Annotated in this window: 15 protein-coding genes and 1 tRNA gene; 3 read left to right on the top strand and 13 right to left on the bottom strand. The window is 49.0% G+C overall.

Annotated features, from left to right (window positions below; translation table 11 throughout):
* Nucleotides 1-141: 141 nt before the first annotated feature.
* The 5 genes from DWY25_RS10770 to DWY25_RS10750 form a co-directional block, all read right to left on the bottom strand.
* Nucleotides 142-552 (bottom strand): helix-turn-helix domain-containing protein, encoded by a 411-nt coding sequence (locus DWY25_RS10770; RefSeq protein WP_117895231.1) that lies wholly within the window; start codon nucleotides 550-552, stop codon nucleotides 142-144.
* A 96-nt stretch (nucleotides 553-648) separates the two neighbouring features.
* Nucleotides 649-2,268 carry a nucleoside kinase gene (locus DWY25_RS10765; protein WP_117895230.1) on the bottom strand — a complete coding sequence of 540 codons (1,620 nt, stop codon included), beginning with the start codon at nucleotides 2,266-2,268 and terminating at the stop codon, nucleotides 649-651.
* A gap of 164 nt (nucleotides 2,269-2,432) precedes the next feature.
* On the bottom strand, nucleotides 2,433-4,382 hold the full coding sequence (locus DWY25_RS10760; RefSeq protein ID WP_117895229.1) for an Ig-like domain-containing protein: 1,950 nt from the start codon (nucleotides 4,380-4,382) through the stop codon (nucleotides 2,433-2,435).
* A 519-nt stretch (nucleotides 4,383-4,901) separates the two neighbouring features.
* Complete coding sequence (locus tag DWY25_RS10755; protein ID WP_117895228.1) at nucleotides 4,902-7,652, bottom strand: M56 family metallopeptidase; 2,751 nt, start codon at nucleotides 7,650-7,652, stop codon at nucleotides 4,902-4,904.
* Nucleotides 7,649-8,005 (bottom strand): BlaI/MecI/CopY family transcriptional regulator, encoded by a 357-nt coding sequence (locus DWY25_RS10750; protein ID WP_083787604.1) that lies wholly within the window; start codon nucleotides 8,003-8,005, stop codon nucleotides 7,649-7,651. The genes DWY25_RS10755 and DWY25_RS10750 overlap by 4 nt, the downstream gene beginning before the upstream one ends.
* Before the next feature lie 497 nt (nucleotides 8,006-8,502).
* On the opposite strand from DWY25_RS10750, the gene DWY25_RS10740 reads away from it, so the two are divergent.
* Nucleotides 8,503-10,434 carry an HTH domain-containing protein gene (locus DWY25_RS10740; protein ID WP_117895226.1) on the top strand — a complete coding sequence of 644 codons (1,932 nt, stop codon included), beginning with the start codon at nucleotides 8,503-8,505 and terminating at the stop codon, nucleotides 10,432-10,434.
* A 307-nt stretch (nucleotides 10,435-10,741) separates the two neighbouring features.
* Here the strand turns inward: DWY25_RS10740 and DWY25_RS10730 are convergent, their stop codons facing one another.
* The 3 genes from DWY25_RS10730 to DWY25_RS10720 are packed head-to-tail and all read right to left on the bottom strand — an operon-like array spanning nucleotide 10,742 to nucleotide 14,398.
* Nucleotides 10,742-11,371, bottom strand: a complete 630-nt coding sequence (locus DWY25_RS10730; protein WP_117895224.1) for a hypothetical protein — start codon at nucleotides 11,369-11,371, stop codon at nucleotides 10,742-10,744.
* A gap of 25 nt (nucleotides 11,372-11,396) precedes the next feature.
* Nucleotides 11,397-13,865 (bottom strand): M56 family metallopeptidase, encoded by a 2,469-nt coding sequence (locus DWY25_RS10725; protein ID WP_117895223.1) that lies wholly within the window; start codon nucleotides 13,863-13,865, stop codon nucleotides 11,397-11,399.
* 20 nt (nucleotides 13,866-13,885) lie between these two features.
* Nucleotides 13,886-14,398: an FMN-binding protein gene (locus DWY25_RS10720; RefSeq protein ID WP_117895222.1), complete on the bottom strand. Its 513-nt coding sequence runs from the start codon at nucleotides 14,396-14,398 to the stop codon at nucleotides 13,886-13,888.
* Between the two features lie 246 nt (nucleotides 14,399-14,644).
* Here DWY25_RS10720 and DWY25_RS10715 point away from each other — a divergent pair, with 246 nt between their 5' ends.
* Nucleotides 14,645-15,358, top strand: coding sequence for a hypothetical protein (locus DWY25_RS10715; protein ID WP_117895221.1), 714 nt, complete (start codon nucleotides 14,645-14,647; stop codon nucleotides 15,356-15,358).
* 344 nt (nucleotides 15,359-15,702) lie between these two features.
* The gene (locus tag DWY25_RS10710) at nucleotides 15,703-16,653 is read left to right on the top strand and encodes a hypothetical protein (RefSeq protein ID WP_117895220.1); all 951 of its coding nucleotides are present in this window, start codon (nucleotides 15,703-15,705) and stop codon (nucleotides 16,651-16,653) included.
* A 328-nt stretch (nucleotides 16,654-16,981) separates the two neighbouring features.
* On the opposite strand, the gene DWY25_RS10705 is transcribed toward DWY25_RS10710, so the two are convergent.
* From DWY25_RS10705 to DWY25_RS10685, 5 genes are all read right to left on the bottom strand, one after another.
* Nucleotides 16,982-18,766 carry an FAD-dependent oxidoreductase gene (locus tag DWY25_RS10705; protein WP_117895219.1) on the bottom strand — a complete coding sequence of 595 codons (1,785 nt, stop codon included), beginning with the start codon at nucleotides 18,764-18,766 and terminating at the stop codon, nucleotides 16,982-16,984.
* A 193-nt stretch (nucleotides 18,767-18,959) separates the two neighbouring features.
* Complete coding sequence (locus DWY25_RS10700; RefSeq protein WP_117895218.1) at nucleotides 18,960-19,706, bottom strand: hypothetical protein; 747 nt, start codon at nucleotides 19,704-19,706, stop codon at nucleotides 18,960-18,962.
* 33 nt (nucleotides 19,707-19,739) lie between these two features.
* Nucleotides 19,740-20,543 carry a class I SAM-dependent methyltransferase gene (locus DWY25_RS10695; protein ID WP_117895217.1) on the bottom strand — a complete coding sequence of 268 codons (804 nt, stop codon included), beginning with the start codon at nucleotides 20,541-20,543 and terminating at the stop codon, nucleotides 19,740-19,742.
* Between the two features lie 364 nt (nucleotides 20,544-20,907).
* Complete coding sequence (locus DWY25_RS10690; RefSeq protein ID WP_117895216.1) at nucleotides 20,908-21,276, bottom strand: hypothetical protein; 369 nt, start codon at nucleotides 21,274-21,276, stop codon at nucleotides 20,908-20,910.
* A gap of 61 nt (nucleotides 21,277-21,337) precedes the next feature.
* Nucleotides 21,338-21,413 (bottom strand) — tRNA-Thr (locus tag DWY25_RS10685).
* Nucleotides 21,414-21,663 lie beyond the last annotated feature (250 nt).

Below are 21,663 nucleotides of genomic sequence, written 5' to 3'. Positions count from 1 at the left end.
GAAGTTACGCATTTTTTTATTTTTTCCTATCCCTTATCTGTCACAGCCTCTTTATTTGCCTGCATTGTCTGAATTTACTAGATTTCACAAAAGCATTCTATTTCTGCTCGCTGAATCCTGTACCAGAAATAAAAATTCTACTTAGCGGATTCCCTTATCCTGCCGCAGAAACAATATCCCCGCACTGGCCAGCCCCAGACCTGCCAGTTGGAAACCGCTCGTGGGTTCCAGCGTCTTTAAAACAGAACACACGACTAACGCGATGCCCATCGCAACCACCAGCGCATTCAGCACCAGATCCACGATCTCGTTGATCCGCTTCACTAACGACGCGGAACGGGTTTCGCCCTGCATTAATTCCTCCACAGAGACCTCCAGGATTTCCGCCAGCCGCGGCAGCGACTGAATATCCGGGCAGGATAAATCCCGTTCCCATTTCGATACCGCTTTATCCGTCACCTGCATCTTTTCCGCCAGCTCGGCCTGCGTCATTCCCTGAGCCTTCCGCAGACTGGCAATGACCATCCCCATCGTATTTCCTGATTGTTTCATAAGCTTCCTCCTCGCTTCTGATTTCCATCATAACCCCGGATGATCAATCCGGCAATCAACCGGAAGTAGGAGCCGCTCGACCAGAAGTTTCCCGGATTATTCCTCAAACACACTGCCGCCGATGAACTCCGCCAAGATGGAATCATGCGGCACGAGCGTCGGATCGCCGCCGTCGAAATACGCAAGCAGCCGGCGGATCCGGTTAGCCTCGATATATTCCGGTGCCGCTACCGGCACCTGATCCAACAGCGGCGCCAGAATCGTTTTTAAGATCGGCAGTTCATAATCCATTGACGTATTGAACAAAAAATCAGCTTGTTCCTGATACGGATAAATATAACGATCCTCTCCCGCTTTCACCTGTTCCCAGCCATCCAGCGTACTCTGCACGCTGCGGCCGCGGAACTGATAATCACGCGTCATCCGGCGGATTAAGCGGTAATCCGTCGTTGTGATCCGATTGTGCCGGTCCAGGTTCAGATGCGTCAGAGCGTTGATATACACGCGGAACTTCGCGGCTTCCGCAATTTTTTCCGAGCTGCGCGGATTGAGCGCGTGCAGTCCTTCCAGTATCAGGATCTGATCCGGCTTCAGCGTCAGCGGATCGCGGACGAAGCGTTTCTCGCCCAGCTTAAAGTCATAGGTCGGCAGCACGACCGGCTGACCGCTGATCAGTGCTTCCATCGACGCGTTGAACAGTTTCAGATCCAGACATTCGATATTCTCATAATCATGGGTTCCATCCGGCAGTCTTGGACTGTCTTCGCGGTTGAGGAAGAAATCGTCCATTGAGATTGCGATCGGATTTCGTCCCCGCTCATGCAGGGCGAATGCCAGGCGGCGCGAAAAGGTTGTTTTTCCCGCGGAGCTGGGTCCGGCAATCAGAACGATTTTCAATTCCGGACGAGCAGCAATCTGATCCGCCAGCGTATCTAAATCCCGCGCTACGCGGTTTTCATTGTCCTTGATCAGCTGCGGCAGACAGCCCTCGCGGATTTTCTCATTAAGCTGAGAAACCATCGAAATTCCGGTTTCTTGTCCCCGGCGTTCAAACTGACGGTAAACTTCGAACAGCTTGGGCTGATCGATAAACTCTTTTTCAGTGCTGAGCCAGAAGCCCTGATGCACCTTCCGCAGCGTAAACGGGCCGATCCACGAAGCGTCCGGAAGCATCACGCCGTAAAAATAATCGTCGACTCCCGCGCAGGTATAAATACTGCATTTCGCCGATGTCCGCTGCCGCAGCAGACTGGCTTTATCCGGCATCCCCAGCGCTTCAAAATGAGCCACAGCCTCCGCTTTGGAAACGACGCGCCGGTGAATCGGTTCTTTCTTCGCAATCATGTCCCGCATCTTCGCTTCAACCTGTTCCAGCTCTGCCAAAGTCACGGGTTCTTTGCGGATCAGCGTACCGTACAAGCCGCCCGCCAGCGAATGCTCGATCAGTACATCCAGCCCATCGAAACACAGCCGCACCGCGGTAATGAATAAAAAGCTCAGCGTGCGTTCCGTCATCATCTGACCGATCAGACTGCCGCGCGTAATCCATTCAAAAGCGCCGATTTTGTTTAAGCGGTAATTCAAATCATGAACCTTCCCATTCAGGATTCCCCCTGCCAGCGCCCGCGGGTTTTCCTGTTCCGCCGCCAGCTGGGCAATCGTCGTTCCGTTTGGAATTTCAATTTCCGTTTGATCCGGAAACCGGAGCTTCACCATCGCTCATCCCTCATTTCTTTTCTATCATCATAGCATAATTCAAAACTAATTCGTACAATTACACCAGATTGGTTAAGCCGCTAATGTATCTTATTCCTGTCGTGAACAGAATTTGCCAAAAAATGACGCCCCTTCGGGACGCCATTTCTTTAATCTTATTTTGTTTATTCGACGGTGATCAGAACGTAGCTTTCCGCTAACAGATCGCTGTCGCTCAGCAGGCCGACTAAGACTTTGCCCGCCGCGTTCGCGGTGACCTTGCCGTTTTCATCGACCGTGGCAATGCTTTCGTCTAACGATACCCAGTTCATGTGGATATCATTGGCGGTCTTCGGCAGAACGTCTGCGCTCAGAGTTGCGGTTTCACCGACTTTCAGCGCTGTTTTATCCGCTTTGACATAGACGCATTCCGTTGGAACGACTTCCTTGAATGTGACGTCGTCCAGCCACAGGCTGCCTTCGCCTTCACCGACGACATGCAGCGCAATCTTCACGCTGGCTGCATTCGCTGCAGTGATGACGTTGTAATCAAACTTCCGGAAATCTGCGCTCATGTTCAGGTTGTCCGTCAGCTTCGCCAGATGTGTGGAAATCGTGTTGCCTTCCGCATCCATCTGATTGATTTCATAACAGAAGTTGCCGGAATGCAGCGTATCCGTCTTGTGCATGAAGCTTAACTGGTAACGTTCGTTCGGCTGTACTTCAACAGTCTGTTCGAGCGAAGCATCGCCGGCATCCGCGCCGGTCTTCGTGATCTTCGCCGCTTTGTTTCCAGCTTCCGCTTCTTCATAAGTCAGCGCGAATTCCGCATTGCCTTCTTCTGTTGCATTGGTTAAGGTCCAGCCTTCTTCGCTTTCCATATCGCCGTTAACCAGCAGGCTTGCATCACTGCCGGCTGTCGGCGTGATCCAATCACCATAGAAGCTTAACGTTGCGATCTGGCTTCCGCCTTCAACTGCGTCCAGAACGAGCTTCACATATTTGACTTCGCCGTTCAAAGCGATTTCTGCCGTGTCTTTTGTACCGCTGGCAACCGCGACGTAATCCGTGCCGTTGACCGAAGTTTCAACGCTGAAGTTTTCCGGTGCTTTTTCGCCCCACTGGATTCCCAGTTTCTTCGCGTTATACGGACGATCCAGCGTCAGAATGACTTCCTGTTCGCCTTCCCCGGACTGCCAGACTGTTTTTTCATCGCAGTCAACCATGTTGTAAGGATGGGAATCGTCAGCTGTGCTGGTCGCCGTGACATCCTGGCCCAGCGCGCGGTCATGCTCGATCATCGGCGCCGCTTCGTCCAGCAACTCGATATCCGCAAACATCAGATCATGGTCAGCCATATCGGAGTGGTAAGTTTCGACATGTGTAATGTTGATGTTTTTCGTCGTGATGATGTTGTCCACGGTCATGACCTTCATCGAATCGTCAGTGCCGTTGAACGAATCAAACCAAACACCGTCTTTACCGTTGGACACATTATAATTATCTTTGAAGATATCGTATTCATACAGACTCTGGTCGGCGTTGAAGTCCGCGACTAAGATCTTGTACGGAATCGGATCGGCAGCCAGTCGTTCGATGATTTCTGTGAACTGACGGCGGCGCAGATCGTTGTTTTCCCAGCTGGTATGCGTGACATAGAAAGCAATCTGCTTGCCTTCTTTTTCAACAACGACGCGTTCCAGCGTTTTGGTGGCTTTACTGCCCGTGCTCTCAATTGGAACTGAGCTGATTTCCTGGAATTCTAAAGAAGAAGTCGTGCCGACGCCGAAATAGCCGTCAGCGAAGTCACGTCCCTTGGCGAAGTGGACGTAGGGGTAATTGTCATTGACAAAGTCCTGAGCCATGTCGTAGTCGTTGCGGGTGTTCAGGATATCGATTTCCTGGAAGCCCATGATTTCGATTCCCCGTTCATGAATGATGTTGGACATTTCCTTGATGTCCGGATGCGCCTTGGAATCGATGTTCCATGTCGCGACACGCATCGTTGTGACGTCGGAAGATGGCGTCGGAGTCGCTTCTTTTTCCGGAGCGGCCGGTGTTTGAGAACAGCCGGTGACTGCGGTCAAACAGAGCAAACCAGCTGCCAGAAGTGCAGAGAGTTTCTTCAGTTTCATTTTTCTTTCTCCTTGTTTCGCGCCTGATAGCGCTTCCACACCAGATATCTTAGCGCAGTTGGTAAAAATTGTCCAATAATCAATTCTAATCTATAAGCTATTATTCATTATATATAAGTATGTTTTATAGATCATCCTGCAGCCGTTTTTTCACTGGTGTTCCAGTTCTTGTCCCTGAGTCTCCCGTCAGCCAAGAATTCCGCCAGATTACGCTGTTTTTTCCACTTGTTTTTTTCCACTATTCTTACGGCTTAACAGAAAAAATGACGAACGCTGAACTTGACTTGATGCGTTGGTTCTGCGCTCTTCGCTTTAAACTTGGACAGAGAGGATCGCTGAACTGGTTGTCCGGTCGCCGCTAATCACGATCCATCTCAAGAAACTAAATACCAAAAACGCAGAAAAAGACCGGTCGGCAGTGGATTCCTCCCTCTCTGCCTGATAGTTCGCCGGTCTTTTTCTGTTTATTTACATGTTATTTCTGCCGGACTTCAAAAGGGAAGCTCCGCAGTTATTCTTTTATTCCTGGAATAAGGAAGCCATCGGCTCCAGCTTATATTCCGCCGGTTGTTCGTCAGTCATCACCTGAATCAGCTGCAAAGCCAGATCCAGCGCCCGCTCATCAGTTCTGAGGATTCTCCCGTTCAGCTCGTCGAACACCGCATACGTCGCCTCCATCAGCGCTTCGTCTTCCATGTTGACATCCGTGGTGGAATACTGTCCCGTACTTGGATTGTAGGTTGTATTCAGCCAGACCTGAAGCTCAGGGAAATACGCATTGCATTCATAATTCGTATGGTTGCCCATCGTTGGGCTGCGGTCCAGAGTCACGTTGATCAGGAAATTCCCGTCCGCGCCCGGAATCACATCGCGCACCGTTTCATCCAACCGGTAGCCGCGGTCGATATACAGCTTGTTCGTTCCGACCTCCTGCGAAATATTCAACGTCGGAAAATCGGTAGCCTGCGCTGTCAGCGAAATCCCTTTCTGTTGAGCATACGTCCGCTCAATGACAGCGCGCCGGCCGGCATATTCGGAATAAGCGTCCGATTCAGCGACGATCGCATCCATAAGCGCCAGCTTTTCCTCATCGATCTCAAACGTGAGATCCAGAATTTCAAAAACGTTGATCTTCACCGGCGAAGCCATCGCGTATTGCAGATAAGGTACCAGATCGCCCAGCGTTTCGCCGCCGGACATCACCGCGAAATGCAGCGCCGGCCGCTGATCCTCAGGCAGGTTGTCCGTCGACAGATAGCCTAACAGCTGACCCGGATTATAGATTTCTTCGCCTTCCGTGCGGTATATTCTGTCATTCAAGCCGCCGTAGAACGCACTGATCCCCAAGCTCGGATGATCAACCACGAGGTACCGCCGGCCCTGTTCATCCTCGCCGATCTCCCGGATCGTACCGCCGGCCATGGCCAAAACCGGAATTTGTGTGCGGTCTTCAGTCTGATCGTCGATCAGATCCCAGCCGATCACGCCGTAATCTTCGCTGAGTTCATGGGTTTCATTCCAGGCCACTAACGGTGCGACTTGCTGCGCACCCAGCGGCAGAGAACTGAAGCTTTCCGGACAGCTGAACCGTCCGTCTTCCAACACCGCGCACGTGGAATTCTGGACAATTTCCTGCTGATCATAAAGCAGGACATAATCGACAAACTCATCCCAGAACGATTCAGGAAGTCCCAGCTGATCCGCCGCACTGTTGATCCAATACCGGCCCGAGTTCTTATCGTAAACAAGCTGACCGGAATCCGTCCCGCCGATCTTCGTGAACTGCGCTACCAGCTGATCGGAATTCGATCCATAGCTCAGCGAAATCGGTCCTAACGGCTCGAATATCGTGCAGTAACTCAGCGTTGTCAAATGATCCCCCAGCGCCAGATTGACGTTGTTCAGCGCCTCCGGAATCACTGATTCATCGACATATAAATGGTAAAACAGATCGCCTAAACCCGCGCATTGCTCCGCACCCCAGGCTGCGGTTTCCAGCACTGCCGCCTTTACTTCCGCGTTTTTAAAATTATACGCCACAGTGACTTTGCGCTCCAAATTCTGCTCGCCGATCACTATCACAAGATCCTGATCCATCATCGGAATAATCGACCATTGATACTCGTTATACGGTTCGTTCAGGTTGACCGTCATGAGCACGTTTTCAATATGCGCGTCTTCCGCTTCCTTCAGCAGAGCGTTGATCTCCCGCTGATCCTTGCCGAAAGCCGGATTGCTCAATAACGGCACCGCTAAAAGCAGGCATGCCACAATCCCGGCCGCCAGCACCCAGAACGTTGGTTTCTTATAATTCAGGATATTCTTGATCCTGAGCTTTGTGTTGCTTTCGCTGAACGACAGCGCGGTGATCGTCGGCTTCGACGCAAACTGCAATAAAGTCATGCCGTAATTCACCCGGCCGCCGCTTCCCAGCCGGCCCAGCACCGCTTCATCGCAAGCCATTTCCATATCCTTGCTCATCAGGATATAGGCATACCACAGAAGCGGATTGAACCAGTGGAACATCAGCAGCAGCGAACCGATCATTTTAAACACATAGTCATGCCGCCGCAGATGCACGCGTTCATGTGTCAGCACATATTTGCGCTGGCGGGAATCCAGATCCATCGGCAGATAAATTTTCGGATGGATCAGACCGTAGATAAACGGTGAGCTGATGGCCTCGCATTCGTAAATATTCTGCCTGACCCGCATCGCATAGCGCAGCCGGCGGCGCAGCGTTAAACTGTTGGCGATCAATAAGCCGGCATAAGCGATCATGCCGATCACCCAGATCACGCTGCCAACTTGTAAAATGGGGGAAATCGGCGATGCCGGGGCAGACGTCATCGCTTCCGTCCCGGTCTGACTGCCGGACTGCGGCAAAGCTGCGCCGGAAGACACCGGTTCCTGACCACCGTGAACGCTGGTTTCAGAATTTATGCCTGTTCCGGACAGATTCGCCGCCGGATCCCCAGTCTTGATCACCGGCCGCGGAACAGCCGATACCGGCTGATTGGCGGAAGGTACGACAAACTGCACCCCGCCCCGCTCGGAAACGGAGGGATTCGCCACCGTCAATACGCTGACCCGGCTGGTAAAGGAAAACGGCAGCACCAACCGGATTAAAACGAACGTCCACAGAGCATAGGAGAAAATCTTCGGCGCTTTCTTAAGCAGAAGACGCGCGATCATGACCGCGACAGCGACGATACTGGCGGCCAGACTCATGTTGAGAATTGTCTGAAAAAGAGTCGTCAGCGTGTTCATTTTTGCTTTTTCTGACGGTCCAGCAATTCTTTCAGTTCGTCGATTTCTTTTTCAGACAGCTTGCGGTCCTGCAAAAAGGCGGTGACAAACTGCGGCAGCGAGCCTTTAAACACCTGATCGACCACTTCGCCGCTTTCCTCGCGTTCACATTCGTCACGTTTGTAAAGCGCCCGGACGATCGATTTTTCATTGGCGATCACGCCCTTTTCCTGCAGTCGCTTGATGAAGGTATAGGTCGTCGATTTTTTCCATCCGAACTTCTGATCGCACACAGCGACCAGCTCTCCAGATGAAACCGGCTCCCGATCCCACAACAGATCCATAAATCGAAATTCCGCGGATGTTAATCTCATGTCTGATCCTCGCTTTCTGTCTATTTCTACCCAAAGTCTACATTTGTAGGCTTTAATTGTCAAGTCTTCTTTTAACCCCGTTTGCGTTCCCGGCTGGATTTTGAAGAAAATGCAAATCCGCGGAGATGGCCGCTAATAAAAAAGAAATGGCAAAACACCCGGGAAGTGATTTTTTCTCCTTCACGGATCTGAAAGTACGCCTGATCGGATCTTTCTGGTTTGCACGCTGAAGCGCTGACCGGCACAGCCTGATAAAATTCAGGATGGATATCCATTTCCAATTCACGGAAAAACTTTAACAAATTCATCACACCCGGCGCAGCTGAAATTTCCCCAAAAACGCCCAATCTCCCGCCAGAGGAAAGGAATGAACCGGGATCCGCTTTTCCTGAGCGAAGAACTCCCTGCCCTTTTTTCCCAGCGTCGTCCCATGATTGCCGGGTTGCCCTTCCTCTTGTTCTTTCTTATAATATAGGTTAAAGGACAACGATATCACTATGGAAATCACAGAACGGGAAGCAAAGCTTCTCAAAACTTTAAAAACACATAAAAAACCGGTCAGCTGTGATAAACTGGCTGATCTTTGCGGACTGTCCGCCGACACTGTCCGGCGTGAGCTGGGTTTTCTGAGCACCAGTCTGAAATCCGACACAGGCTGCCGGATTACCGGCCAGCGGGGGCATGGATATCAGCTGATCGTCGTAGAACCGCAGCTGGCCGAAACCTTTTTCAACCGCCTGGCGCAGCAGTATCAGTGGGATGAACAAAGCGACGTACGGATACTGACAGCGTTGCTTTTATGCCGGATTCTCGCTTCGCCCAAGTCGTTGACATGGCCGGGACTGATTGAAGAATTCCAGATTTCAGAGGATTGGCTTCCGGAAATCATTCTGATCGCAAAGACGCAGCTGGCCACGTTTGAACTGGCGCTGCAGCCGGAAGGCGAAGGCAAAAACGTCCGTTTTACCGTGCGCGGAAGTGAATTGCAAAAACGGTACTGCCTGATCTGGCAGTCGCTGCTGCTCGCCAGCAAGCCGGAAGCGGGACTGAACCGGATTCCTGTGCTGCCCGGCGATTTCCAGCGGGAGCAGCGAACGGTTTCCGCCTTATGGCCAATCATTCAAGAATGTCTGAAAGCGGTGCCTTCGCTGACGTTATCGTATTCCGACTGCCAGGCTTTAATCGCCGGGCTGATTCTCTGTCATTGCCGGCGGGATCCAATGCTGCGGCTGACGCTGACTGACGAACAATGGAAAATGCCGCGTGATCGCCAGGCGGCCGCTTTTGTCGACGCCTTATTTCAACGGCTGGATCCAACCGTTTATCTCGATTCCGAAGAAAACCGGCGTTTTTTAGAAGTCCTGACGACGGCGCTTCGGGATCTGAGCATTTCAATCGTGGAAGCCGCCGCAGCTTCATCGACAATTGCCGCGCCGATTCTCAACCATCTGGCACGGCGTTATCCCTTCAAGTTTCTCAAGAATCCAGCATTCCAGAAGAACGTGTCCGGCTGGCTGACCCAGCTGGATATCCGTCGGGCGTTTGCGATGCCGCCGTTTCCCCTGATCGTTAATGATTGGCTTTGCGATCCCTTAAGCGAGGGGCTGGCGCTGGAACTGACCCGCTGTATTGAGGACTGCTTCCATGCTCCGCTGTCCTATGACTTTAAGCAGCAGGCGGCTAAATGTCTGCTTCCTTATCTTAAACCTTTGAGTACTGAACCGATGTTTACCGTCTGGATTGTCGCCCGCCAGGGGCTGGGGGCGGCGCAAAAATGGCTGGATCGGATCAATACCCATTTTCCGACGCTGTCCGGCACCGCTCCGCTCTTTCTGTTCAAGCCGGTAGAATTTACCGTGTTGTTTCAGCAGTCCAGCAACGCTTCTGATCTGATCTGGACGGATATCCCGAATTTGCCGGGAATTCCGCCGGAAAATGTTTTCTACTTCCCAGCCCTTGCGCAAAAGCGATACACTGAAGCCAGCTTTGATCCATACACGCCGCTGCGCGACTGGCTGAACCGCAACTTCAGAGTCATTGCCGGTACGACGCGGATCCGTCAGAAAAAAGAACTCAACAAGGTTCTGGATGACATGCCGGTCTCATTAGCAAGGCGGGTCAATCCTGCTTCCAAAATCAACCGCATTCCCACCGCCAATCATATTGCGTTTCTCGGCGGGGAAACGGCGGCGCTAGAAAAAAGTGAAATCTATTTCTGGATCAACGACAAATCTGTGGTTTGGGACGAACAGGATGTCCGCTTCTTCTTCTATTACCGCTGCGCTGCGCCGCTGGAAAAAAGCTGGCGTCAGCTGCAATGGCTATGCGAACGCTGGCTGCGGCTGCCGCCGTCCAAGCTGGTCAAAGCGGCTTCGATGACGACGTCGAGTTTATATGATCTGTTGATCGACACTTCCCGGAAACGTTAGAGTGATGGCGAAGGGGGAGTGTGGATATCCCCTTTTATACCTTCTGAAGGCCAGGCTTCCTTTAAGCCCAAGAATTTACCAAATTAAAAAACAGACGATGTTCCTTGGCAGAAAACGATCTGTTCCCACAGCGTCAGCTTGGTCTGACCCGAAGGAACATCGTGAAGGAATCCTGTCTGTTTTTTTCCATTATTTTCCACAGAGGGGGAAGAAAGAAAAGCTGATAACGACTCTATTCTTATTCCGGATTCTGGAAAGATTCATGGGATAAAAATATCGGCTGATCCCTCAACTAAAAAGTTTAAGTTTATTCGTCCGGCAGAATCCAGTTCGGGAACTGGAAGCGCAGCAATTCCATTACCGACTCCACCTGACCTGGATCCTCGATTGAAAGAACAAGCCGTGGAAATTGAGCCCTGCCCGATGATTGTTCAGTGAATTCCGGCTGCCAGATCTTGATGAAAAATGGAATTTCACTCAGTTCTTCAATCGTGGGATCCCGGTCTAACGCATCCAGCATAGCCAACAGCGAAGCGTCCCATTGCAAATTCACATTCACAGAGGAAATAGCGGTTTCTCCCTCATTCTTAAAATAAGTTTCAAGGACACGCTGCACCCGCACGGTGTCGACGTTGCCGCGCATGCCTTGATTATGGAAGAAGTAATCCCGGTAGAAGTATCCGGGATAGCTGAAATAAATCGGATAATCAGGATAGTCTTCCTCCGCGACGTAACCATCGCAGCCTCGTTCCGAGCATGTCATCTGCTGGATGACAAACCGGCGCTTAAACTGTCTGGATAAATTGCGCAGAACACTGCGTTCAATCTGTTGAGGCCGGGTGAAATCCATTCGTTCAAAATGATCGATCAGAAGCAGCGTTCCAGCCACAGCCGTCAGGATCATCAAGATTCTGATGCTTTTTGATTTCTTTTTCATTGTTTTCCAGCTTTTCTAACCCGTTTCAGCGTCCCAGCACTTCATAAAGCGAACTGTGGTCCCATGCCGCAGCTTGTCCCTGCGTGATGATCTGAATGATCTGCTCGCTGAGATCCAGCGCTTTTTCATCAATCCGCTGCGTCTTTTCCAGCAGTTCCTCGATCTGAGCCGTGACTGCGCTGCGCATCTCCTCGCTTGCATCCATATAACTCATCGTAACGTCATTTTGAATCAGAATTCGTTTCTCAGGATTATAAATCCCTTCCGCATAATATAGATGATAGCTCAGATCGACGTTCGCTGTGATCGCCACCGACGACTTGCCTGCCTCCTGTTTAATTGTGACATTCAAGATCAATTCCAGCGGTACGTCAGGAAGGACTTCGTCCATCTTTTCCTTAAATAAGTAGCTCCGGCTGACTTCCACTTCCCCCGTCGAAGCGTTCTGAACAATCGTCACGGTGGAAAAATCGTTCGGCTGCGCGGTAATCATGATCTCCGAAATAACCGAGCCATAGTTATGTTCTGCCTTCGGTGTAAAGCCCGGCATATATTCCTCGAACGCGTCGCTTTTTTTAACCACCTGTTCAATTTCCTCCCATTGCGTCTTGTCAATCGCATAGGTGGCGCTGACACGGATTGGCACTTCGATATGCTTGGCCTGAAGCATCGAATATTCCAGATAAGGCCGGCTGTCGGCAGCGGCATGATTGTTTTCCAGCATGGCAAAATGCACATGCGCCGTTGCCGTGCCGTCATCCTTCATAAAGCCGATGACCTGTCCCGGCTCCACCTCCCGCCGCGTTCCCAGCCAGACTTCATCGCTTAATCCGCCATAGAAAGTTTTGCGATGGCCGTGATTGATAATCATATACGTTCCCCATGGCTCATTATGACCGATTTTCTCAACCCGGCCGGCGGCCGCTGCCAGCACTTCCAGATTTCCTGTCTGACTCGCCATGTCCAGTCCCTGAACTCCATAATCCAGCGAATCAGAGAGAATTTCCGGCTGCGTAACCGGATAGACGTACGGGATCGCCTCAGGAATGCGATAATAATCATTAGGACAGAGAATCGTGTGATCGTCGCGGATATAACAGAGCTGCGTCTGATCGACGGACTGTTCATAAAAGCCTGCCGTCTGGGCCGCAATTTCCGCAAGCCGCTGATCGCTGATCGCAGTCTGGCTGAACGCCCCCGATTTTAAATCCAGCTGGTGATTGTCCCGGTCCCAGAGAAGCTTGTAATCCGGTCCCATTTCGATATAGAACTGACGTTCGTCCACAGGGCCATAGCGAAGCTGAAAAGGCTCAAATTCCGGAAAGGCCTGACATTCGTTAATCGCGATCAATTCGCCGCCGGAGGTTTCCAGCGCTTTATCCCGGGCTTGTTTCAAAACTCTTTCATCGGCATAGAAACGACCGGCGATCTGTGCTGCCTGCAAGCACAATTCTTCGCTCAGCGCACTGTCCGCGTCAGGCAGATAGGCCTTTACCAGTTGATCCCGCGCCAGATCATAGACTAGCTGTGCCTGCGGCAGGCCGTCCTGATCTAAAAACACGATGATTTCCTGGCGGTTGTTCAGCGGCAGCAGTGAGCATTCGTAGGCGTTCAACGCTTCCGGCAGGTTCGCCAGCACCGTGACTTCCCGTCCCGCCCGCGGATTGGCTTCCAGCAGTTTTTCCAGCGCTGCCTGGTCATGGCCGAAGCTCTTGGGTGTTCCCAGGATGAAGGACATCGCCGCCGCGCCGGTCAAGAGGAAACCAAGCAGAACGACAGCCGCCAGAACGATGAGCTTCTTATCGCTCCGCGGCTTTTCACCTGCGGCGTTTTCGTTTTCCGTTTCCGAAGGAGTCCCGGAGGGCTGCGGTGAATCACTGAAGCCGATGGCCCAAAGATTCTGCGGCGCATGAAGCTGGCGCTGAAGGCGGCGGTACGCGATTCTCTCAGCGAATGTCAGCTGACTTTCAACCGCGGTATTGCAGCGATGTTCCAAGCGCTGAATCCCTAGACGGTAAAGCAGCCAGGCCCCGGGATTAAACCAGAACACAAGTCGGAATACAACCAGGACTTGTTTTATGAACAGATGATGATGCCGGAGGTGATATCGTTCATGCGCAAGAATCCAGCGGCGCTGATCGTCCTGAATCTTGGCCGGTATGTAAATGCGCGGATCATTGCCTCCCGCCGCAAAAGCTGTCGGCGTGTTCAGGATAAACACATCGGATTGCGCTGTCGATTGAACCGGAATCTTCCGGAGCTTCATCCGATCACGAAGATAGAAAACGAAAGATACCGCGATCCCCAGCATCCACAGGCCGAAAACCTGCTTTAAAAATAGACAAGGCAAAAAGCAAAGGAAGATCGCGATGCTGAGCATGAACATCCGACAGGCCGCTTTTCCATGTGAATTGGCAGAGCGTGTGATTCTTGATTTGATCCCGAAGAAGGCGGCAAGGCCTAAACCTGCCGCGATAATAGCGAACTGCTTCATTTCTACACCCTCGTTTCTGCTTATTTTCCTTCCATGTTCAGCGCCTGGTTTACCGCCTCAATTAAGGCTTCTGAACTGATGGTCGCACCGCCGAGGGTATCCACCGCGGTTGTCTGCGATTCAATGATCCGCTTGACCATCCGATCACAAGCGTCATCGCCTAAGCCTGGGGTTTCGTATTGATCGACTCCGATTGCCGTGATCAGGCCATTTTCAATTGTCACTGCGACCTCGATTTCACCCCAGCGCCCATCAGCCGAGCCATAGTAAATCCCATCCTCTGGAAGCTTCGATACCATGCGGTTGATTTCCGCCTCCGTCATGACCGGGCGTTCTTCCTTGGCTGCCGAATTTTCGCTGACCTCAGAATTCACCGGAATGGGCGTCGGCGTCATCTCTGGGTCAGGCTGTGACTTTTCCCCCAGCCCTTCATGTCCGGTATTGTTGAAAGCGCAGCCGCCGATCAGAATTAAAATCAGGATGAAGATCCCCGTCTTTCTCATTCCCATGTGAATTTTATTTTTCTTTGTCATGAAAACACCCCCTGTTTCTCTGTGGTTACTCCTTGATCTATCTTAAGTCTATAATCGTAGACCTGGAATGTCAACTTCTTATTTTGGTAAAGAATGGGATCTCCATTTTTATAGAATCGATATTTCTTCCTGCATCTTTTACCAGCTTTATTTTAGAAAGGAAAAAAATGAGGCAGGCATTTTATCCATTTCGAATATTTTGTTAATTCATTTCTTTTTCTGATATAATTTTTTAGAGGTGATTTCATGTTCATTCTCAATAAATTTTGTCGCTTTTTATGTATTCTTCTCATCATATTCACTTCACTTTTTAACGTATTTATCTCTGTTCCTCGAATTTATATGACTTATTATTATTGGAATTCTGAAAATATCCTTTATTCTTTCAATGAACCTTCTGATTGTTATTTCAATCAGACTCTCCCCATCGCGCTTTGTTCATATAAAAAACACACGAATACGGATATTGGCAAAATACCTTATTATTACTATACGCATCATCCTACCTGGAGCTTATTTGATTTTCTGTCTAACACGCCTATTGAATGCACACAGGAAAATATGATTCCAATTCAGTCCAAAATTCTTTCCTACGCCTATTGTCAGGAGATAACTTCGGGGTACCCGGATATCGGCTGTTTTATAAGGCGGATTGGCGATTCCGGTGAGAAAAAAAACTTAAACCCCTCGCACATCGATAAAAATAGATCTGGGATTTATGAAGTTAAACTCGTTGTCCATGAAGATACTTTTGATGAAAAAGATGAAATTATTATGATGGAAAGAATCATCAAAATTTTCCCAAACCACTTTCAAACAAAGGGCTGTTTCATCGATTATGTTGATGACAATACAATCATTGAGCCTAATTTAGAAGAATTTGGATCTTATAAAGAAAAGACTATAAGAAGCTCAACTCTTAGTTCCCGTGATTCCTATTTTACGAATCAGCAATATTGAGCACAAAAACTCTCAATTGCAGCATAAGAATAGAAATTTATAGTTTCTCTCATAGATTGCCTTACATCCTTGGAATAAGCAGATGAAACACTAGAATCATCTTTCTATTCTTGGTAGAAGAAATGTCATGGAAGCTAATTCTATTATTACGTTCTATGCAAAAAAATGAGAACAGAACTGAGAAAGATGAAAAGGCATAACAAAAATAAGGAATCCGAAAGCTGAACGATTTCTTTAAGGTCATAACTTATTGATATAGATCCTGAATTTATTTCTAAATCCGGTATCTCTCCGGATGCTTTATTTTGATTCGTATAGATTGTTATCAGAAAAGAGGGTTTTCCATGAAAAGAATTCTTTTGATCCTTATCCCTGCTTCGGTTTTTTTACTTTTTATTCTCATGATCAACACTTGTGATTTTTCAAGTCCTTCTGATACTATAAGCAGCTCTATTTCACCAGACAATTTACAAACAGTATATGAAGTGCCTTGTCTTAACTGTTCCGAAGACGATCTTAAGAAACTTGTTGACTTAAGACCTTATTTCGATCATGCAATAAAATCCTATTATCATGATGCGATACAACCTTTATTCTTCAAAAAATCGTCTTATAATTCAGAATTATATTTAGAGTATACCGACAAAAAGCATCAATTTTATGAAGGTATTATTTCCTTAGATTATTTATTATCTCCTGAACAATATGCCTTGTATTACCCGATTGAAGAAAGTCTTTTTGACGAGGATTATGGAACCATTACAGGAAAAGAGCTTGCACCTTATTTTTTTTGCAGTAGCTTAAACCAATTTTTCATAAACTTGTCAATTTACGAATATTTGGAACCAAAATTAGATGCCATGTTCCCTTTTCCTTATATTTTCACTCACACGATTCAATTTGCTGGTCTAGGTCAGTATAAACCTGATTTGAATGCTACAATTGACTCTTGCGAAGTTTATTATCCTGTTTTTACAAAAGAACAAGCTATTCACTATTTCCTTTTTAAAAATGATAGCACAATATATATCGGGATAAATGAAGAAAATATCAAGGACTTTGACATCGAAAAAGTAAAATTGGGATTAAGACAAATGGTTCTTCCGGAAAATAATCACTTTTTCTCAATCGATATCAAACTTTATACTTTTGAAGATATAACCAAGATTCAACCTTACGAATTGTATCAAACTCCGAAAGATCAACTATATCAACACTATCATATAACTCGTGATGATCTTTGCAAAGTTCTCCCATGTACCCCAAACCATCTTATCAGTGACAGAAGTTTTTAAGATGATTTTTACCAGGCTCGATAAACAAGGCCTTTACTCATAATACTTATATTTTATTGACTTTCAGTATTGTACCTTCTATTTCAGTATCCTACAATTTCTCTTGTTTCCAACCTTAATTATTCAAGGAAGTCTCCCTCACTTTGCGATCGTTTCATCCTAGAGTATTCACATTGATCTTTTTCGGAACATTTTGATCTATTTCAAATCCTGCTTCCACGGATTCTCTTTAGGCTGCAAGAAGAATAAAAAAAGCCGCAACCAGGCTGCTGACACAAATCAGAAACCTTGGTTATGGCTTTTTTATTAAATCTATGAAGTCTGTAACTTATTTCGCAATCGCTGCGGAAGCGGCGTTGCCTGCGTTATATCCGCTGGTTACTGCCCAGCCGAACAGCGTAGCGCCCATGTAGACGTCGCCTTCCAGTCCGCCGACAACTTCACCAGCTGCGTATAAGCCTTCAACCGGCTGTTTTTCCGTGTTCAGCACCTGCATCCCGTCGTTGATGCGCAGTCCGCCCAGCGTCGCATAGTAACGGATATACTGCTGCAATGCGTAATATGGACCTTCTTCACTTAACGGTGCGGTCAGTTCGCGGCCGAATTCATCTTTTTCACCCTTGGCTGCCGTTTCGTTGAACTTCGCCGCCGCTTCGGTTAATGCGCCTTCCGGCAGGTTCATTTTCTTCGCCAGATCTTCTAACGAATCCGCTTTGACCATGAACGGATTGCCTTCGCCGTCGTTGGCCAGCCACTTTTCAACATCTTCATCCGAATAGATCTTCGATCCCGTCATGCCCTTGTTGAAAGCGTCGAAGGATGTCTGATCCATGATCAGATACTGAGTTGAGTTCTTCTTCATTTCCTGCATCAGATCCCAGGCGTTGCCCTTTTCATTTGCGAAGCGCACGCCGTCCTGATTGACCAGGAACGCTCCGGAAGCGGAATAAGCTGCACCGACACCCGGGTTGCAATACTGGCCTAAGCCGCTTGGCAGAATCATCGAGTTGGGCTGCGTATTGACGAATTCCATGTTGAAGGTATCCGCGTTCACCGCTTCTGCCATCTTCAGGCCATCACCCGTTGCGCCCGCATGACCGGCGTAAACGAACTGCTTATAGGCTTCCGGAACCATTGCATCATTAGCGCCGAAGCCGCCGGTGGCCAGGATCACCGCTTTGGCGTTGATCGTATAGTTCTTTGCGTCGTCGCTGGCTTTTACCCCCTTGACTACGCCGTTGTCCACGATCAGTTCGGTAGCCGGCGTATTCGTCATCACCGTGCCGCCCGCTGTTTTAAAGGTATCCGCTAAGCTGGAAACCACACCTGCGCCGCGGCCGGTGCCGGAATAACTGCGGGTTGGCTTGCCATCTCTTTCATACGGAACATTCGCGCCGTCTTCGGAAACCAGCCAGTCGAACGCCGCGCCGGTCGTATTGACATAAATATCCAACGTCGCTTCATCATTGTTATTATGACCATTTTTCAACATATCCGCTTTCAGCTGTTCCGGTGAATCTTCAAAACCGTCTTCCTTCTGCCACTGGCTGCCTGTGGCCATCGTGCCTGCACCTGCCATGGCGCTCGCGCCGCCGACAACGCCCGTCTTTTCCAACAGGATAACATTATTGCCGTTCTGCTGCGAAGACAAGGCCGCGGTCAGACCGGCTGCCCCGCCGCCCACGACGACGATATCCGCGTCCAGCGTCACTTCTTCTTTTGTCGCCGAAGAAGATTCGGCGGATTTTGTCATTTTATCCATATCCGCGCCTGCCTGGGTTAACGCATCTTCCATCGCTGCTTTAAAACCATTCGACGTGACCGTCGCGCCGGATACGCCGTCGATGCCGATGGACTGGCTGTCCAGAACCTTCGTGACTAACTCCGGTAACGCTGCCGCGCCGATTCCTTCTGTTTCTGAATGCTCGATCACCTGGATATCCGTGATCTTTTCCGCGTCTACCGTGACTTCCAGCGTAATATCGCCGTGGAAGCCGGCTGCCGAAGCTTTATAGGTTCCCGCTTTCATGCCGCCGGCGGCTTCCGGCGCTTGGGTTGAGCACCCCGTTGTCAGCAGCATCGCCGCCAGAACGAGGGCAACTAATTTCTTCATTTCTTCTTTCCTCCTTTATAGACGATCGTCTACCTTTATCTATTTTATGGATTCCGAAGCGGATGTCAATCCTTTTTTGTGAAATTTTTATATTTTTCAAGGATTTTTTGACATTAAAAAAGCATTGGATTTCAGCGTTCTCCAATGCTTTTGGGAAGTTCACCTTTCTTGTCTGATCTGGAATCAACATCGATTAACAGGGATTTTCATCCTGATTTTCAGCATCAAGTAAAGTTTCCAGAAATCGTGGCAGGAAGCAGATTAAGGCATTGCGGATCCGACTTGCCGTTTCCATTTCCGAGCGGGCCCGGACGTGGAAGCGGGCAGCGTTTAGTTGAATATCCTTGAAGCCTTCCACTTCTTCTTTTAAGAGAAGCTGAACATCCCATTCCCGGCTCCAGGCCAACTGATGCACTAAGCGCTGTGTTTCTTTCAAGCTGCTTTTCATCGCTTCACCCAGTTCGCGCATTCTTGGCAGATCGTAAGGAATCTGAACGTTAGGGGCATACCCGACATAGCCGGTAAACGGAACTCGTTGTCCTTCCGCCTCACGCGTATCATAGCTTTGCGAGATCACAGCGTCGTAGTCCTCCGCCAGGGCTTCCAGCTTCAACGCCTGTTCAATCAATTCAGCACCGGTCTGGGCTGATCGGTTCTCTGACTGTTTCGCGTCCCTCAAAAACTGTGCCGCAATCTCCAGGCATGCCTGTGACGACAGGGAAATCGGATGTTTTTCAATTTCGCTTAATTCCCGACGCACAGCCTGCACATCGACTTTCGGTTTCTTCTTCCAGGAAAAAATATGCTGCCGCGGGAGGATCACCAGCGGACTGCCCTGGGCTTCTGCCAAAACCAACGTTTGTTCCAGCTCCGCCTTCCGCTGCCGCTGCTGCAGAAAACGAAGCAGAAGCAGGGCTTGCTCATGATGGGTTAGCGTCATTGTACTCCTCCCTTCTGACTTTTTTACACTCCGTTAAAACCTTTCTGTCCGGACCCATGGCTTCCGGGCTAATTCCAAATCAATCGTATCGACCAGCTCAATTCTGCCGCCGAAGCATTCGATCTTATTTTGAATTGCGGCGTAGAAATCCGCTCTCAACGCTTTGTCTAAAATAATATGATCCGACTGCGTGGCGATCAGTGAAACATAATCCTGCGCTGAATAAGATCGTTTTCTTGAATACATCCTGATTTTCTGATCCACAAAGCCATACCGCAGACTGATCTCAGATCTTCTTTTCGCGTCCACTTCAGTGAACGGCGGCGTTGGCGCGGAATACGCCATATATTGAGCGTAAACCTTCTGAATTTCTTCATACAGTGCTTCATTGCTTTGCCGATAATTTCCATGCTTGGCAAACCGCGCGAACACACCGCCCGGTTTTAACAACGCATACACCTTCGGATAACCGATTTCTTCTGGGATCCAATGAAAAGCCGCAGCGGAGTAAATCAAATCGAAGCGATTCTCCGGACTTTCATAATCCTGAAATGCACTCGTCACAACGGTAAAATCAGGATAGTCGCTGAATTTCTTCCGCGTCAGCGCTGCCAGCTGATCGCCCAGCTCCACCGCAGTCAGGCGGCAGCCGGTTTTCAATATCGGCGTTGTGGCCTGGCCGGTGCCGATCCCAATTTCCAGAACTTCGCTGTCTGAACTCAATGGCTGATAAGCAAACAAATCCTCATACAACTCCGGCACATATTCGGGACTCCACTTGTCATATTCTTCCGCAACGGTGTTGAAGGTCCATTCCAAGCCTTGAATGATCGCCATGCTTTCCTCCTTAGCCGGTATCCGGCTTTTCCATAAGTTCCTGCCTGATGATCCGCGGACGTGAATGTTGGATCAGAGCAACAGAAAAACGCGCTGTTTCCAGGCTTATTCCGCATTATTCAATTCAATTTCCCTTATGACATTTTCAAACTCCTGCCCGTTTTTCCTGATCGCAGTCATGCCGTCGTCGGTTCAAAAGTGCTGAGTTATGGATTGTCTTTATTATACATCAGTTTATGCCATTGCGTCCGTGTTTTTTAGGAACCGGCCGCGACTTGCTTCCTTGTTATTGTCCAAATTTCCGACAAGCAAAGTCAGACGCAGGACTTGAATCGAGAGTCGACGGTTTACGCGTGCAAGTCTTTTATACAACATACTTTCGATCTGCTTCAGCGTTAAACAGCTTCTGTTCTTCAAACATCGCAGTGATGACTTGACTCTTCGCTTCCGTAAACGCAATCGGCTGATCATAGTTGAACGAGATCATCCTGTTGGATTTCAGAAGATAGATCGTATTTCTGTAATCTGCTTGGAACAGCTGCAGGTCAGTGCCGGGATCGTGCTCCGGGGCCGCAAATTTCGCGTTCCAGACTGCCGCATTCAGCGTAACCAGACCTTCCAGCGCTGCCAGTGAACAATTCTTCGTGGAACAAGGGTGACCCGTTTCCCGGCTAAACCTAGCGATCAGATTTTCCGCGCCTTCCCGCTTCTTTGTAAATTCTACTGCATCCAAGTTTCGTCCCTTTGAATGAAAAAAATCCCGCTGAATTTCTCAACGGGATATTACATTCTCATGGTGCCGACTATAGGACTTGAACCTACCACCTACGCGTTACGAGTGCGTTGCTCTACCGGATGAGCTAAGTCGGCGTAAATATAGTTTATAAAAACTGTGTCCTTCTGTCAAGTTTTTTTAGCATTTTATCCGCAACTTTTGTTACTCCTCGCAGAAAAAAACGGTAAGAAAATTTGTTCGCTGTAAAAATTGGATATAAAAACGTGTTATGAGCTTAGAGTCTACGCTGAATCACGATCAGAATCAACAAACTTCTGATCCTTCTCCCATTCAAGCGACAATTTTTGACTTGTTAAAGGATTAAAAAGAACGCAGCGAAAATGG

The organism is Holdemania filiformis (assembly GCF_003459085.1).
Lineage (GTDB): Bacteria > Bacillota_I > Bacilli_A > Erysipelotrichales > Erysipelotrichaceae > Holdemania > Holdemania filiformis.
This window is presented reverse-complemented; position numbering and strand designations above follow the sequence as displayed.